Origin of the sequence: Myxococcus sp. RHSTA-1-4, from assembly GCF_020037125.1 — a bacterium.
In the GTDB taxonomy this organism is placed as follows: Bacteria; Myxococcota; Myxococcia; order Myxococcales; family Myxococcaceae; genus Myxococcus.
The window spans coordinates 82,600-97,995 of record NZ_JAIQDG010000016.1 but is presented as its reverse complement, the minus strand read 5'-3'; the positions used below and the strand labels follow the sequence as shown (position 1 = coordinate 97,995).

16 protein-coding genes are annotated in these 15,396 nt (G+C 70.8%); 12 read left to right on the top strand and 4 right to left on the bottom strand.

Annotated elements, in window-relative coordinates:
• Nucleotides 1-7 precede the first annotated feature (7 nt).
• Nucleotides 8-193: a glycosyltransferase gene (locus K8638_RS22035; RefSeq protein ID WP_223756549.1), complete on the bottom strand. Its 186-nt coding sequence runs from the start codon at nt 191-193 to the stop codon at nt 8-10.
• Between the two features lie 254 nt (nt 194-447).
• Here K8638_RS22035 and K8638_RS22030 point away from each other — a divergent pair, with 254 nt between their 5' ends.
• Nucleotides 448-1,062: a hypothetical protein gene (locus tag K8638_RS22030; protein WP_223756548.1), complete on the top strand. Its 615-nt coding sequence runs from the start codon at nt 448-450 to the stop codon at nt 1,060-1,062.
• Between the two features lie 24 nt (nt 1,063-1,086).
• The gene (locus K8638_RS22025; protein WP_223756547.1) at nt 1,087-1,692 is read left to right on the top strand and encodes a hypothetical protein; all 606 of its coding nucleotides are present in this window, start codon (nt 1,087-1,089) and stop codon (nt 1,690-1,692) included.
• Between the two features lie 36 nt (nt 1,693-1,728).
• Here K8638_RS22025 and epsE read toward each other — a convergent pair whose 3' ends face one another.
• Nucleotides 1,729-2,982 carry an exopolysaccharide biosynthesis GT4 family glycosyltransferase EpsE gene (epsE, locus tag K8638_RS22020; protein WP_223756546.1) on the bottom strand — a complete coding sequence of 418 codons (1,254 nt, stop codon included), beginning with the start codon at nt 2,980-2,982 and terminating at the stop codon, nt 1,729-1,731.
• 199 nt (nt 2,983-3,181) lie between these two features.
• Between epsE and K8638_RS22015 the strand changes: the two genes are divergently transcribed.
• The 7 genes from K8638_RS22015 (at nt 3,182) to K8638_RS21985 (ending at nt 9,542) form a co-directional block, all read left to right on the top strand.
• Nucleotides 3,182-3,658 carry a hypothetical protein gene (locus K8638_RS22015; RefSeq protein ID WP_223756545.1) on the top strand — a complete coding sequence of 159 codons (477 nt, stop codon included), beginning with the start codon at nt 3,182-3,184 and terminating at the stop codon, nt 3,656-3,658.
• Nucleotides 3,659-3,875: 217 nt separating this feature from the next.
• On the top strand, nt 3,876-4,400 hold the full coding sequence (locus K8638_RS22010) for a hypothetical protein (protein ID WP_223756544.1): 525 nt from the start codon (nt 3,876-3,878) through the stop codon (nt 4,398-4,400).
• Nucleotides 4,397-5,410: an exopolysaccharide biosynthesis glycosyltransferase EpsD gene (epsD, locus tag K8638_RS22005; RefSeq protein ID WP_223756543.1), complete on the top strand. Its 1,014-nt coding sequence runs from the start codon at nt 4,397-4,399 to the stop codon at nt 5,408-5,410. The genes K8638_RS22010 and epsD overlap by 4 nt, the downstream gene beginning before the upstream one ends.
• A 27-nt stretch (nt 5,411-5,437) precedes the next feature.
• Nucleotides 5,438-5,974, top strand: coding sequence for a serine O-acetyltransferase EpsC (gene epsC / locus K8638_RS22000; RefSeq protein WP_223756674.1), 537 nt, complete (start codon nt 5,438-5,440; stop codon nt 5,972-5,974).
• A 42-nt stretch (nt 5,975-6,016) separates the two neighbouring features.
• Entirely contained in the window at nt 6,017-8,209 is a 2,193-nt protein-coding gene (gene epsB / locus K8638_RS21995; protein ID WP_223756542.1) for a GH44 family glycoside hydrolase EpsB, read from the top strand.
• Nucleotides 8,206-9,009, top strand: a complete 804-nt coding sequence (gene epsA / locus K8638_RS21990) for an exopolysaccharide biosynthesis glycosyltransferase EpsA (RefSeq protein ID WP_223756541.1) — start codon at nt 8,206-8,208, stop codon at nt 9,007-9,009. Before epsB ends, epsA begins: the two co-directional genes overlap by 4 nt.
• Before the next feature lie 44 nt (nt 9,010-9,053).
• Nucleotides 9,054-9,542 (top strand): hypothetical protein, encoded by a 489-nt coding sequence (locus tag K8638_RS21985; protein WP_223756540.1) that lies wholly within the window; start codon nt 9,054-9,056, stop codon nt 9,540-9,542.
• Between the two features lie 13 nt (nt 9,543-9,555).
• On the opposite strand, the gene K8638_RS21980 is transcribed toward K8638_RS21985, so the two are convergent.
• Both K8638_RS21980 and K8638_RS21975 read right to left on the bottom strand, forming a co-directional pair.
• Entirely contained in the window at nt 9,556-9,858 is a 303-nt protein-coding gene (locus tag K8638_RS21980) for a PRC-barrel domain-containing protein (RefSeq protein ID WP_223756539.1), read from the bottom strand.
• A gap of 244 nt (nt 9,859-10,102) precedes the next feature.
• Nucleotides 10,103-12,106, bottom strand: coding sequence for an AsmA-like C-terminal region-containing protein (locus K8638_RS21975; protein ID WP_223756538.1), 2,004 nt, complete (start codon nt 12,104-12,106; stop codon nt 10,103-10,105).
• Nucleotides 12,107-12,367: 261 nt separating this feature from the next.
• Here K8638_RS21975 and K8638_RS21970 point away from each other — a divergent pair, with 261 nt between their 5' ends.
• Genes K8638_RS21970 through K8638_RS21960 form a run of 3 tightly spaced genes read left to right on the top strand, consistent with a single transcriptional unit; the run spans nt 12,368 to nt 15,383 of the window.
• The gene (locus K8638_RS21970; RefSeq protein WP_223756537.1) at nt 12,368-12,931 is read left to right on the top strand and encodes an RNA polymerase sigma factor; all 564 of its coding nucleotides are present in this window, start codon (nt 12,368-12,370) and stop codon (nt 12,929-12,931) included.
• Nucleotides 12,928-13,695 (top strand): hypothetical protein, encoded by a 768-nt coding sequence (locus K8638_RS21965; protein ID WP_223756536.1) that lies wholly within the window; start codon nt 12,928-12,930, stop codon nt 13,693-13,695. The genes K8638_RS21970 and K8638_RS21965 overlap by 4 nt, the downstream gene beginning before the upstream one ends.
• Nucleotides 13,692-15,383 (top strand): caspase family protein, encoded by a 1,692-nt coding sequence (locus K8638_RS21960; RefSeq protein WP_223756535.1) that lies wholly within the window; start codon nt 13,692-13,694, stop codon nt 15,381-15,383. The genes K8638_RS21965 and K8638_RS21960 overlap by 4 nt, the downstream gene beginning before the upstream one ends.
• Nucleotides 15,384-15,396: the final 13 nt, after the last annotated feature.

Sequence of the window (15,396 nt, the reverse complement as noted above, 5' to 3'; positions counted from 1 at the left end):
CGCGGCCTCACATCGCGGCGCGCTGGAGCATCTGCGCGAGCATCTCCGCGCTGCGCTCGCTGCTGAACTGCGTCTCCACCTTGCGCCGGCCCGCCTCGCCCAGACGCGCGGCCTCCTTCGCGTCTCGCGCCACGGCCTCCAGCTTCTCCGCCAGCACCTGCGGCTGCTGCGGGGGCACGAGGATGCCGTCCACGCCGCACCCGCCGGAGTGCCATCACCCACCCGGCATATGAGTGACGCGGTGCTCGGACCGAGGAGGCGCAGGGGGCCGTTGAGGTGAGTTACCCAGCCGCCATACACTGCCGCAAGGCGATGCTCCGCTCTCCGGGAAAGCGCATGAGGTGCTGGCTGCTCTTGTCCGCCCTCGCAGGCTGTGCGCCCACCGTGGCCCCGCCCGGGGTCGAGCGTTTCGATCCGAATCACTTCCCGGAGCGTGTCAGGGGCCCGATGCCGGGGTTTGGCCCCTTCGACTCCTACCGGGACGCGCTCGTCGCGGCCTGCCCGCTCATCCTCTCCCAGCGGGGCGGGAACGCAGGACATCGAGACGACATGAGCTTCCGCACCCGGTGGCAGGTCTCCACCGAATATTGCGCCTGGCTGTACTACACGCCTGACGGGAAGTACGAGATGAGCAGGCTGGTGGAGAGCACACGTCCCATTGCGCCTGACGACCAGCACGAGCGCGGATGCACACTCCCCACGTTCGTGGAGGACTCGCGTTACCCACCCCACTCGCTCAAGCACCTCTACATCCTCCACAACCACCCGGGTGTTCCCACCAACATCTCGGGACGGGACATCCGTGCCGTCATCAATGCGGCTCGGGTCCACGGAGAGACCATCGAGACGCGGGACGGAAGGATTCCCATCAGCATCGTCGCGTTCTTCTCGAACCACTACGACCCGGCCCCCAGGACGTGTGATGGATTCTTCGAGTACAGCAAGGGCAGCACCGAAGTGGTGAAATGGACGCCCGACCCACGAGGACATTGGCGCAGGGAAAAGGCCGGCACCGTCCAATGGAAGAGCAGGACAGAATTTGAATTCGTCCCGACCCCATAGCCCCCAGGCAAGGGAGGTGCCTTCTTGAGAATGAAGGGCCTGTTGCTAGGACTGGCCGTCACACTCGTGGGATGCGCGCGCACCCACCGCGCCCCCGCGCGCGAAGACGACCCGTCAATCCGCTTCCCCAACTTCCATGAGCACGCCGCCGTCACCCTCGGCGCGCGGAATCAGCCTTATGAACTGGACGGAGTCACCCTTCAGGCCCTCCTGGTCGCCGTCAATGACTTCCTGCCCCCCAGCGGCAAGGAGCAACCGTGCCGGGACCGACTGGAAGCGCATCGGTATCGCGTCATCCGTCAGGGAGACATCGTCTTCGTCCAGATTGAAGACGACGACGAGTTCTGCGGTTTGAAGTACCTGTCACTGGATACGGGCGCCCGGTACGCCATCAGCACCGACGGCCGCATCCTGCGGCGCAGCGTCGGCGCCGACCCCGACGAACGCCCGGGACTTCAAGCACCCGACGCAGGAACTCCGGCGCCCCAGGAGACAGGCCTCACACCTCCTGACGTGCCGCCACCCGGGCCGGATGCGGAGTCGAGGGACGGGGGCATGGGCCCCGTGAGCCCGGCGGTGCCGCCCACTCCGCCAAGCCACGAGGAAGGCACTCCGAACGGGCCCCGTTGAAACCGAGGATGCCCTGGAGCGCCCCGGGTCAGCTACTCACGGCGTCGGCGCCGAGGCGGCGCGCTGGAGCATCTGCGCGAGCATCTCCGCGCTGCGCTCGCTGCTGAACTGCGTCTCCACCTTGCGCCGGCCCGCCTCGCCCAGACGCGCGGCCTCCTTCGCGTCTCGCGCCACGGCCTCCAGCTTCTCCGCCAGCACCTGGGGCTGCTGCGGGGGCACGAGGATGCCGTCCACGCCGTCGTCCACCAGCTCCGGCACACCGCCCGCGCCCGTCACCACCACGGGCACGCGCATGGCCATGGCCTCCATGATGGCCACGCCCAGCGGCTCCTGGAGGCTGGCCAGCGAGAAGATGTGCGCGCGCTCGATTTCGCCGCGCACCTTGTCCTCGCTCACCGCGCCCAGCAGCGTCACCGCGTCACCGAGCTTCGTCTCCGCCAGCTTCGCCTCCAGCACCTTGCGGTACGTGGTGCCACCCGCCTCGTCCTCGCCGGCGATGGCCAGCCGCGCGTCGATGCCCTTCGCGCGCAGCAGGCCCACCGCGTCGATGAGGTCCGCGTGCCCCTTGCAGGGGTTGAGGCGGCCGCACGAGAAGATGCGCAGCGGGCCCTCGCCCGTCCAGGCCGAGTACGGCACGGAGCGGTTGAACTTGTGGAGCTCCACGCCCATGGGCGCCAGGCCGATGTCCTTCGGCAGGGCGCCGGCCAGCTCCTGGTTCACCTCGCCGAGGAGCTTCTTCGTAATCACGAAGGCGAACTTCGCGTGGCGCCACTTCTCCTTCTGGTTGGGGCCGTAGTCATGCAGCGGCCCGTGCAGCGTCAGGCTGTAGGGCAGGCCCGACAGGAGGTTGGCGAAGAGCGCCACATGCGCCGCGTTGGCGCACGAGTGCACGTGCACGTGCGTCCAGCCGCGCTCCCGCGCCAGCGACGCCAGCCGCCCGCCCATGACGGCGAAGGCGAGGAGCTGCGCGCGGCCCTTCGCGTCCAGCCCCTCCGCGCGGGCGATGGACGCGAGGCAGCGGGCCCAGCCCGCGGGCATGGCGCGGGCCACCTCGGCCGCGCCCCTGGCGGCGCCGAGCGCGCCCTCGGCGCCCGGGGGCGCGAGGTACTCGGTGCGCGCCATGGCCTCCTTCGCCCAGCTATGGCTGATGATGCGCGCGGGCGGCGGGCGGGTGGACACCAGCTCCGGCGTGACACCCTTCCCCGGCAGCGCCTGCAGCTCGCGCCAGAAGAAGATGTGCGTCTGTCCGGGGAACTCGGGAATCAGGTAGCCAATCTTCTGCACGGACATCCCATAACACGGCTGGCCGTCAGCGCATGCCTGCCTGCCCGGAGTCGCCGGGGACCCTGATTCATCACGGTTTGAGAGCGGCCCGCTGTCGGGCCCGGGAGACCCGAGCAACTTCCTGGCATGCACCTTGCCCTCCATGCGGTGCGAGCCCGCGGGCCCCGGAGTTGACCTCCCGCGCGCCTGCCAGAAGGACAATCCGATGAACGCGCGCTGTCAGACTGTCAGCCATTCCGGCCTCTGCGCCCTCCTGCTGCTCACCCTGGCCCTCGCTGGCTGCGAAGGCAGGGAGGAGCGCCCGCAGAAGTCTCCCCTTCCCTCTCCTGACGGGGCCTACGTGGCCCGGGTGGACATCCTGGAGAAGCCCTGCGTTCCGGGCTTCCGTCACTGCTGGGTGGTGAGTTTCCAGGGGCGCTCGGGAGTGGAGGTCTTCCGGGACACGGAAGGCTTCCCCGCGCGCTTCAACGTCTACTGGGCCTGGGACGCGCACGGGCGCTTCTGGCTCTACAACAGCGACAACGGGGATGTGTTCATCTACGCGGCGCAGGGGGATGGGTGGACGCGCCTCCCCGCCCCGGAGCGTGGCCGCTCGGAGTGCGTGGACACGGCCACGCCGGACCGGGGCTGTCCGCCGCCAGCGCTCGCCTCCGTCATCTGGCGCCTCGGAAGGGCACGCTGAGCGGAGCGGCTCCGGCGGGGCACCACGCGTCCGGCCTCGATTCCGGGCCGCCGCGCCACACCCGGGTTCCTCGCTTTCTGAGCGCCGGAGGATGCGGGCTCTCCGCCAGAAGTCCGCGAAATCCCAGGGAGCAGGGCGACCGGCACCCGCTTCCCTGCCCGTCCGGGCAGGTCGTTGGGCGCCGCCACGCGTTGCGCTATATCGGGCATCTCCCCATATGGCCGCCGACTCCAGCGCACCTCCCAGTCCCGTGGATGCCGCTCCGCCCGACAGCCCCGTGCCGTCGCCGGAGCTGCAGCGGCTGTGGTTCGCGCTCGAGCGCCGCGCGTGGAACTTCCTCACCGTCGTGCCCGCCCATCCTGGCGCCCCCGCCCTGGAGGCCGCCGCCGCCGTCCTCGAGGCCGGCGCGCCCTACGCGTACTCGCAGAAGTTCCACCTCCAGGACGCCACCGGCATCTCTCCCACCGGCGCTTCGCGCCTCGTCCTGGAGCTGCGCGAGCGCGTCGCCCGCGGCGAGCGCGTCGTCGTCGTCCTCGACTCCCTCATCACCCGCCCCGCCAGCCTGCCCCTGGCGCTCGCCGCCGACGGCTGCCTGCTGTGCGTGACGCTCGGCGAGACGGACTTCGGCACCGCCCGCAAGACGATTGAGTTCGTGGGCCACGAGCGCTTCGTGGGCAGCGTCACCTTCCCCCGGCAGAAGAAGAAGGGCCGGGCCAGGCAGGACAAGAAGAAGAAGCCATGAGCACCGCCCCCACGCCCCGCCTCAGCGTCGTCATCGCCACCTACAACCGGCTGCCCCTCATCACCCGGCTGCTGTGGCAGCTCGCCGGGCAGACGCTGCCCGCCGACCAGTTCGAGGTCGTCGTGGTGGACGACGGCTCGAAGGAGCCCGTGCGCGAGCCGCTGCTCGCCCAGAAGCTGCCGTACACCCTGCGCGTGGAGGTGCAACAGAACGCCGGCGCCGCCGCCGCCCGCCACCGGGGCGTGCTCGCCGCCCGGGGTGAAGTCGTGCTCGTCACCGATGACGACATGCAGGTGGCCCCGGACTTCCTGGAGCGCCACCTGGCGCACCACCCGCCCGGCTCGCGCAACGTGGTGCTCGGCCGCATCCGCCCGGACCCGTCCATTGGCGACATGCCCCTGTTCGAGCGCTGGTACGCGTACCTCAACAACCGCATGGCCGAGGAGCTGTCCACCCCCGGCGCCCGCGCCCGCGGCAACCACCTCTACACCGGCAACGTGTCCTTCCCCCGCGCCGACTACGTGGGCGTGGGCGGCTTCGACAAGTCCCTGGGCCAGTCCGAGGACGTCGAGCTGGGCGTCCGCCTGGAGAAGGCCGGCTGCACCTTCCTCTTCGCCCGCGACGCGTACGTGCTGCACGGCAGCGACCACGTGTCCTTCGAGCGCTGGCTGAAGCGCGCCAACCGCTACGGCATGTTCGACACGCAGATGGCGCGCAAGCACCCGGACCGGCGCAGCCTCAACCCCTGGCGCCTCCTCTTCGAGACGAACCCGCTGGCGCGCCCGCTGCTGGCCGCCACCGTCGTCGCTCCGGACGCCACGAAGGTGCTCACCCGCACGGTGATGAACGTGGCGAAGACGGCCGACAAGCTGGGCCTGGAGAAGGCCGCCTTCGCGGGCACCTCCGTGGTGTACGGCATGGAGTACCTGCGCGGCGCCCGCGACGAGGCCGGCGGCTGGACGGGCATCGCCCGCGAGGTCGCCCGCTACCTGCAAGGGCGGGAGGAATAGTTGGACACCCTGAAGCGGAGGAACTCGATGATTGGCTCGCTCGTCACGGACGCGCTGGAATTGGCGAAGGCGGCCAATGGCACCTCGGACGCGAAGTCCATCGCCAAGGTGGTGCTGACCAGCGACTCGTACCGCATCACCGCCCTCAACCGCGCTCGCGAGGCGGCGCTCACGTACCGCATCCCCCTGCTCAACCACGTGCTGCGCGTGGCCCAGACGGCGGTGATGGGCATCGAGATTGGCAAGGACGTCACGCTCGGCAAGGGCGTGTACTTCGTCCACAGCCTGGGCATCGTCATCGGCGGCGACGCGAAGATTGGCGACCGCGTGCGCTTCTACGGCAACAACACCGTGGGCACCGCCAAGGACAACGGCTACCCCGTCATCGAGGATGACGTGTGGATTGGCGCCGGCGCGCGCATCCTCGGGCCGGTGCGCATCGGCGCGCGCTCGCGGATTGGAGCCAACGCGGTGGTGCTCCAGGACGTCCCTCCGGACAGCGTGGCCGTGGGCATCCCCGCCCGCATCTTCCCGCGCAAGGACAAGGACGACGTGGTGCTCTGAGGCCCACGCGCTGGCGTGAGGTCCCCGGGGGAGATGAGGCTCATGGAGGATGGCGTGAAGCGTGCTCGGAGGAAGGCTGGCGCGGCCGTGCTGTCATGCGCCCTGCTCGCGGGCGGGACGGTGGCGGTGGCACGGGCGGCCGGCGCGGGGCAGGACGCGGCGGCGGAGAAGGCTCCCTCGACGGCTGGCGCGGCGGCGGCTCCGGGCGCACAGGCCTCGACGGCGCCGATGATGATCTACGACGGGGGCCTGGCCTCCGGGTGGAATGACATCGGCTGGGCGCCTCGCGAGCTGCCGAAGGGCGCTCCGGCGCGCATGCGCCTGTTCAACTACGGCGGGTGGATTCTCTACCGGCCGAAGCTGGAGGGCTCCTTCGGCGCGCTCTCGTTCCGCTTCAGCGCGCCGGACTCCTTCGGCGAGTTCCTGGAAGCGCGCCTGGACGCGCACGGCGCCACCGCCTTCCCGCGCATCCCGATTACTCCCGAGCTGCAGGTCCGCAAGGACGGCGAGTGGACGGAGGTGCTCATCCCCATGGAGCAGCTCAACCCGAGCGGCCGGCCGTTCGACCGCGTGGTGCTGCGCGCCTCCAAGGACGTGGGCCGCGACCAGGTGCTCTTCGACAAGGTGGCGCTCGTCCCGCTGCCGCCCGAGGTCGCCGCCGCCATGGCCGCGGGCGGCGGACGCGCCGGCAAGGGCAGCGGCCGCGAGGCGCGCATGTCCATCGACTGCACGGCGCCCGGCCACCGCATCAGCCCGCTCATCTACGGCATCGCCCTGGACGGCAACCGCGAGAAGCAGGACACGCACCAGTACCGCCTGGGCGCCACCACGCGCCGCTGGGGCGGCAACCCCGCGTCCCGCTACAACTGGAAGCTGGGCGGCACGTGGAACACCGCCAACGACTGGTTCTACAAGAACGTCGACATCGGCTTCAGCTACGAGGACTTCCTCGAGGCCAACCGGAAGCACGGCATGCAGTCCGCGCTCACGCTGCCCATGCTGGGCTGGGTGGCCAGGGACAAGACGTCCGCCGGTTTCCCCGTGTCCCAGTTCGGCCCGCAGCAGGCGGATGACGGCGGGGCCGGCAACGGCAAGTCGCGCGACGGCACCCCGCTGAAGCCCGGCTCGCCCACGCTCACCAGCGTGGAGGCCCCGCCCGGGTTCATCGCCGAGTGGGTCACCGCCATCCGCGAGAAGGACAAGGCCCGCGGCTCGCGCAGCGTCCAGATGTACATCCTGGACAACGAGCCCATGCTCTGGAACTCCACGCACCGCGACGTGTTCCCGGAGCCGCTCACCTACGACGAGCTGCTCAAGCGCACGATTGCCTACGGCACCGCGGTGCGGAAGGCGGACCCGGAGGCCGTCATCGCCGGCCCGGCGGAGTGGGGCTGGACGAACTACCTCTGGTCCGCCGCGGACTTCGCGCCGGGCAAGCTGCCGCACTCGGACCGGCGCGCGCACGACAACCTGCCGCTCATGGCCTGGTACCTGCGGCAGCTGCGCGAGCACGAGAAGAAGACGGGCGTGCGCATCCTCGACGTGGTGGACCTGCACTTCTACCCGCAGAGCAACGTGGGCGTGGGCACGGACGGCGCCACGGACCCGGAGACCAACGCGCGCCGCATCCGCTCCGTGCGCGGGCTGTGGGACCCGGCCTACAAGGACGAGTCCTGGATTGGCGAGCCCGTGCGCCTGATTCCGCGCATGAAGGAGTGGATTGCCGAGAACTACCCCGGCCGGGGCATCTCCATCGGCGAGTACAACTTCGGCGCCTTCCGGCACATGAGCGGCGGACTGGCGCAGGCCGAGGCGCTGGGCCGCTTCGCGCAGGAGAACATCCTCTCCGCCTTCTTCTGGCAGTACCCCACCGAGGGCTCGCCGGTGTTCTGGGCGTTCCGCGCGTACCGGGACTTCGACGGCAGGGGGGGCCGCTTCCAGGACAACTGGGTGCCTGCGAAGGCGGCCGAGGGCACCAGCCTCTTCGCGTCCCGGGACGACTCGGGGAAGAAGCTGGTGGCCATCGTCCTCAACCTGGACCCGGACCAGGCCGCGCAGGCGCAGATTGAGCTGAAGGGCTGCGGGACGCTCGACAGCGTGCGCGTGCTGGGCTACTCGGGCGCGCCTGGGGGGTTCACCGAGCAGACTCCCGGCGCGAAGGCGGCTGGCTCGCTGAGTCAGCGCCTGCCGCCCTATTCCATGACAGTGCTCGACCTGACGGTGAAGAAGCCATGAGCGCCGCCTCTCCCTCGACGTCCACGTTCTCCACGGGCCGCCCGCGCCTGCGCATCGGGCAGCTCACCATCGACCAGCTCACCTTCGAGGACGCCATCCAGCAGATTGGCCGCCTCGTGGACCTGCGCCAGGGCGGCTACGTCTTCACCGCCAACGTGGACCACGTGGTGCTGGCCGAGGACAACGCGCAGTTCCGCGACGCGTACTCGCGCGCCACGATTTCGGTGGTGGATGGGATGCCGATTGTGTGGGCGTCGAAGGCGATGGACGTGCCGCTGCCGGAGCGCATCGCCGGCTCGGACCTCATCCTCCCGCTGATGAAGATGGGCGCCGAGCGCAAGTGGCGCGTGTTCCTCCTGGGTGCCGGCCCGGGCGTGGCGGAGAAGGTGGCGGGCATCGTCCGCGAGAAGTACGGCGTGGAGGTGGTGGGCTGGGACTCGCCCATGGTGCGCACGGACGCGGGGGACGCGCAGAACGACCCGATTGTGGCGACGATTCGCGAGAAGGACCCGCACCTGCTCTTCGTGGCGCTGGGCAGCCCGAAGCAGGAGGTGTGGATTTCGCAGGTGGCCCACAAGCTGGGGCCCACCGTGGCGATTGGCGTGGGCGCGGGGTTCGACTTCATCGCCGGTACGGCGAAGCGCGCGCCCCAGTGGATTGCCCGCGCGGGCTTCGAGTGGCTGTACCGGCTGGCGAACGAGCCGAAGCGGCTGTGGCGGCGGTACATCCTGAATGACTCGCGCTTCGCCACGATTCTGCTGCGCGAGTTCTGGCAGCGAACGGGCGGGAAGGCGGAGTAGGGCCGGTCAGACGCGTCACCACTCGCTCGTGAGCACTCCCACACATGCCTCGCGAGCCCCCCATCGTCCTGCCCGTCACCCTTCCGCTGCTCGGGCATGCCAACCCGTGGGCGCTGCTCCTCGCGAAGGAGGAAGGCTTTTCGCTCGCCACCGCCTCGCTGCTGTCCGAGCGCTATGCGCTGAAGAGCGATGAGAAGCCCTTCGTGCGGGAGCTGCTGAGCCGCACGCGGAACCTGTGGGTCTTCCGCTGCGACCAGCGCCGCTTCGCGGGCGACTTCGTGGTGGTGGACATGTCGGAGCCGCGCCCCGAGCGGCGCCGGGTGGTGGTGCTGGACCTCAAGATGGGTGCGCCGCTCGTGCTCGGCGGAGGTGGGGCCGGCGTCCAGCTCACCCACGCCCAGCTCGCCGTGGACGGCGTCGCGGCACGGCAGGGACTCATCTCGCCCGGAACTCCGTACGTGCTGGCCACGGGCGACAAGGCCGTCATGCTCGACTTCCTGCGCTCGGGACGGCGCCACGCGCGTCCCGAGTAGTCATCGCTGTTGCTCAGTGCGCCGGAGCAGACGCTGACTCCGCGGACAGCACCTGGCGGAGCTCTTCGATGGAAACCGAGAGCACCACGGTGTCACTCACCGACTGCACGATGCGCGTGGGCAGCTCTATCCGCCCGGCGTGGAAGAGATTCCAGAACGCACCGAGCTTGTCGGCGGTCTCCGAGTGCAGCTTCACCTGCAGCGCCTCGACCTTCCAGGTCTCGCCATCGATGAACACGGCATCCACGGTGCCGAGCTCCTCCCCTCCTGAGGCAACGACCGTGCGGCCGGGATGAATGCGTTCCGAGAATCGCATGTGCCAACTCCTCCCCCACTCGCAACGTTGGGGATGCCGAGCTGGGAATGCAGCCGTCCTCACGACAGTCGAACTGGCGATACCTCGAGCGCCCGCCCCATCGCACACGGACGCTGGCTCCTGCACCCGCCGGGCGGGCCTCGGCTCGATGCTCGCATCCCCACACGTAGGCGAGGGCGCCCGTCTGCCACCATGGACTCCCTGTTTCCTGGAGCGCCGTCGCCGCGGAGCCGAAGCGCCTTCGCTACTTCCGGGGCCGCCTGAAGAGGTCTCCGAGGCCCTTGCGCGCCTGGTTCACCGGGTTCTCGAGCGACTTCGGCCCCGGCACCGCTGGCGACAGGCCCTTGGCGATGTCCATCGGGCTGCCAGGCTTCACCTCGGGCGCGTTCAGCGTGCCCGTGATGGTGAGTGGGAGCGTCACAGGCGCCTTCACTGCAATCGCGCCGTGGGTGATGGCCGAGACGAACTGCTCGGAAGCCTTGAATGTGCCCTCGAGCTCCAGGCGCTGGTCCAGGCCTACCCGGCCATCCAGCGTCCCGGCACCGATGTCCGACTGGAACGCCATGGGCTGCGTGAACTCGACCCATCCGTCCTGGACCCGGAACCGCGCGTTCAGGTCCTTCAGCCTCGTGCCCTCCCCCGCCTTCTGGACCGTCCCCGCCGCGCCCCGGTAGCCCAGCATCGCCAGCCCCTGCCCCAGGACCGGAGCCACCTCCGCCCCGAGGTCCGCCGTCGTGAGGACACCGTCGCGAAGCCGCACGTGCCCGCCTCCGGTGACGCGGCTTCGCGCCTCGGCCCAATCCGAGCCGGCGCCGTTGAGCTGGAGCTCGCCACTGGCCAGGCCTCGCAGCGGCTGGTGTCCCGACAGGGCCTGGAAGGCCTGCGCGGTGTCCATTCCGGCGAGGACCGCCTTCAGTAACCACACCGGCCGCGCCTGCGTGAGGTCCACCCGCGTTCCACTGATGTCCACGTGCCCGCCGTAGACCCTCGCGCCACCGCGCTGGACGAGGAGCACGCCGTCATCCAGCTTCGCCTGTGCCTCCACGTCCGTCGCCACGAGCGCGCCGTGACGCAGCTTCGCGAGCTCGAGCGTGCCACCCACCTCGACCTTCCCGAGCTGCGCGCGCACCGAGGCGGGCAGCCCGGTGGACGAATCTTCACCCTCCGGTTGCGGTGGCAGCGCGCTGAGCAGGTGCTTCAGGTCGAGCTCCTGCCCTTGCAGCGCGAACCGCACGCGCGTGGGCGCCAGCTGGGCCGAGGCCGTACCACCGAGGTCGATGCCCGGTCCCTCGAGCGCGACCCGCGTGAAGTCCACCTTCGCCGCCTTCACGTTGGCCGGGTCGATGTTCGAGTTGAATTCGAACGAGCCGCTCGCCGAGTCTCCGCGAAGCTTCAGCTCCCTCGCCGAGCCGCGGCCCGCGAGCGCGTACCGGCCATGGCCGGTCTTCACGTCCGCGTCGAGGTCCACCAGTCCGCCGGTGAAGAACCCTGTCGCCTTCGGAGGAAGGAAGTTCCGGAACGCTCGCACGGAGAGGTCCTTGCCGCGCAGGTGCATGGTCACCTCGGGCCACGGCTGACCCGGCTGGGGCTTCCCGATGGGGAACGGGTCGACCTTGAAGTCCATCGTCACGTTCTGCGCCGGTGCGGCGAACGCTGCTTTCATTTCGCCCTCGAGCGCCATGCCCGGCCCCAGGTTCTTCAGGGTCGCGTCGATGTCCCGGAGCGCCACCGCGGCGGTACCACCGGCCGCCCGCAGGTCCGTCACGTTCACGACGCCATTTCGAATCCGAAGCTCCTCGACGAACGTATCCCGCTCGGACTCCGGACGGGTACTCTCGAACGACTCGTAATTCCACGTCCCGTCCTCGCGCCGTACCAGGTTCAGCTTCGTGTCATCGAGCTCCATCGCACCCACGCGCACGTCCCTGCCGAGGCTGCGAATCAGCGGCCAGAGCTGGACGGTCACGGTCGCACGTGGGGCCTCGAGGAATGGCGGCTCGTTGCCTTCGCCCTCGACCCGCAGATTCGTGAGCGTGGCGCCGGGCCTCGGCAGCCAGTGGGCCTCGAGCTCCTGGAGGGTCACAGGGCGGCCAAGGGACCGGGTGCCAATGGCCTCGACCTGTCCGCGCAGACGCTCGGCGATCCACGACGGCTTCAGGGCCAGCGCACCGACAAGCAGCACCAGCGCGACGGCCACGACACCGAGCGCGACCTTCCAGACGCGGCGAGCGGAGTGCCCTGTCCCCATGCGCTTGAAACATGCGCGGCCCGTGACACCGCGACGACCCCGGGAAGCCAGGCCCCCATCGGGCCGCACCTGCGGAATCCTGCCACTCCGCCGCCCGCGCGCATGGCCCCTGCCCCCACTTGAGACACCTCTCCGGAGACGGCCCAGGTGTCGTACCCGCGAAAATGATTCGTCCATTTCCACGGCCCCGAGCGTTGAGGGGCTGATGCGGTGGTGGATGAGACGATGGGTGAACCCGGAAGCCTCTCAGAGCGTGGGTGCATGAGCGACGACGCCTCGGCCGACGAGCGCTCGTGGCTGGCCCGCTTCCATGCGGGCGAGGCCCGTGTGCTCAACGCCTGCTACCGCGAGCACTTCGACACCGTGTACCGCGCCGCGTCCCGCGTCCTGTCCGGCGTGGACGCGGAGACCGTCGTCCACGACGTCTTCCTGCGCCTCGTCTCCGACGAGGCCGTGCGCCGCTCCTTCCAGGGAGGCTCCCTGGCCGCGTGGCTGCACACCCTCGCGCGCAACCTCGCGGTGGATACCGTGCGCCGCCGGCAGCGCGAGCAGACCGCCCTTGCCCACCTCGCCGAGGAGCCCCGGTGGAACGAGGAGCCCGCCCCTCCCGAGCCCTCGCTCGACGCCAGCCACCTGCTGGACCGCTTCCGCCGCGAACACCTGCCCCCCAAGTGGGCCCCCGTCTTCGAGGCCCGCTTCGTGCGCCAGCTCAGCCAGCGCGAGGCCGCCGCCGCCCTCGGCATGCGCCGCACCACCCTCGCCTACCAGGAGCTGCGCGTGCGCTCACTCCTCAAGAAGTTCCTCCTCCCCCCGGAGGCACGATGACCCCCGTCTGCTCCGTGCATCCCCTCGTCGACCGCCACTTCTCCGGCCGCATCCACCCGCGCGACGAGCAGCGCCTGCGCGCGCACCTCCCGGACTGCGCCGCCTGTCGCGAGCGCTACGAGCGGCACCTGCTGCTGGCCCGGCTCGACCCTCGCGCCCTCGATGCGCGCACCCGGCTCGCTCGCGGCCTGGGCCTGGATGCCCGTGAGCCGGCGTCGCCCTGGCGCCTCGCGCTCGTGCCCGTCGCCGTCGCCTGCCTGGCGCTGCTCATGGTCCGCATCCCGTGGAATGGAACCTCCATTCCGGAGGACGGTTTCACCGCCCGGGGCGTCACCAACGCCGTGGCCGAGGCGCGGCTGCTCGCCTATGCCGTGGAGCCCGGCGGGCACACCTCGCTGCTCGGTCCGACGATGCGCGCGGACCAGGAGCTCGCCTTCGCCTTCCGCAACCCCGACGCCCACCGCTTCCTCATGGTCTTCGCCCGCGACGCCGCCGGACAGGTCTACTGGTATCACCCGAGCTGGACCGACCCGGCGAGCAACCCCACGGCCATCTCCATCTCTCCAGGCGACACACCTCGCGAGCTGCCCGAGGCCATCTCCCATTCCCTGTCCCCCGGGCCGCTCACCCTTCACGCCGTGTTCCTGGATGCGCCGCTCACCGTGCGGCAGATGGAGGCCCTGCTGGCGGACGCGGGCACCCTCGACGACGTCCTCCCGCCCGGCGCGGACTCCACCTCGCTCCAGCTCCAGGTCGTTCCATGAGCGCTCCCCTCTTGCTGCTGGCCCTGCTCACCTCAGGCGCCGCGAGCACTTCCGCTCGGCCTCCAGGCCCCGCCATCGCGGACCTGTCCATTCCGGGCGCCGCGCACGCCTCGGGCAGCATGCGCGCGCCCGCGCCCGACGCGGTGCTCACCTCGGGCGCCGCGAGCACGGCCACCGCGCTCACGTCGACTGCCGCGGGCACCACGCCCCCCACGTCGCGCACCGCGTCCTTCGCGCTCATCATCGGCGTCAACCGCGGCCACGAGCCGGACCAGCCCGTGCTGCGCTACGCGGATGACGATGCCGCGCGCTACCTCGACCTGTTCCGCCTGCTCGGCGCGCGCACGTACCTGCTCGCGCGCCTGGACGACAACACCCGCCGCCTGCACCCGCAGGCCGCCGCCGAGGCCCTGGACCCGAAGCAGGCCGAGCTGGCCACCGCCGTGAAGCGCCTCTCCGAGGACATCGCCCTCGCGCGAAGCCGTGGCGTCGAGACCGTGGCCTACGTCGTCTACGCGGGCCACGGCAACGTGCGCAACGGCGAGGGCTACGTCAGCCTCGAGGACGGCCCCCTCACCGCGCCCATGCTCTCCGAGCAGGTGGTGGGCGCGCTCGCCGCGGACCGCGTCCACCTCATCGTCGACGCGTGCTACTCGTACTTCCTCGCCTACAGCCGGGGCCCCGGCGGACAGCGCCGCCCCCTGCCCGAGGGCTTCACCCGCGCGGTGGGCCTGGCCCAGGCGGACAACGTGGGCCTGCTGCTGTCCACGTCCTCCGCTCGCGAGAGCCACGAGTGGGAGGCCTTCCAGGCCGGCGTCTTCAACCACGAGGTCCGCTCGGGCCTGTTCGGCGCGGCGGACGCGGACGGCGACGGACAGGTGAGCTACCGCGAAATCGCCGCCTTCGTGGAGCGCGCCAACGCCGCCATTCCCAATGACCGCTTCCGCCCCCAGGTCCACGCGCGTCCTCCCAAGGACTCCGAGTTGCTCGTGGACCTGCGGCCCGGCCTGGAGCGCCGCCTCGAAGTCGAAGGCGCCAAGGGCGCGCACTACGTGCTGGAGGACGCCAACGGCGTGCGCCTGGCCGAGTTCCACAACGCCCCCGGCCAGTCGCTGCGGCTGCTGCGGCCTCCGCCTCGCGGCCCCGTGTACCTGTGGCGCGTGGGGGACTCGACGGAGTTCCCCGTGCCCACCACGCCGGACGTGGTGAGCCTGGAGTCCCTCTCCGCCGAGCCGGTGCGCGTGGCCTCACGAGGCGCGGCGCACGCGGCTTTCCAGCACATCTTCACGCTGCCCTTCAGCCAGGAGTCCGTCTCCGGCTTCCAGTTCCCTCCCCTCATGCCGCTCACGCCACCGGGGCTGAACTCGCGAGGACTCTGGGGCGCGCGCAGGCCGCTGGGTTGGGGCGCGCTGGCCCTGGGCGGAGCCGCCGGCGTCGCGGGCCTGTGGACCACGCTGGAGGCGAAGGACCTCCGGCGCGGCATCACCCCGGACATGTCCCAGGCGGAAGCCGCCTCGCGCAACCGCCGCATCCGGAGCCTCAACACCCGCGGCGGGCTCCTCTACGGGCTCGGTGGCGCGGCGGCGCTCGGCGGGGCGCTGCTGCTGCTGTGGCCGCAGGGGGAAACCGTGCCGCTGGCCACCGCGAGCCCGGACGGCGCCGCGCTCGGCGTGGCGGGAGCATTCTGATGCGCCGCGCTCG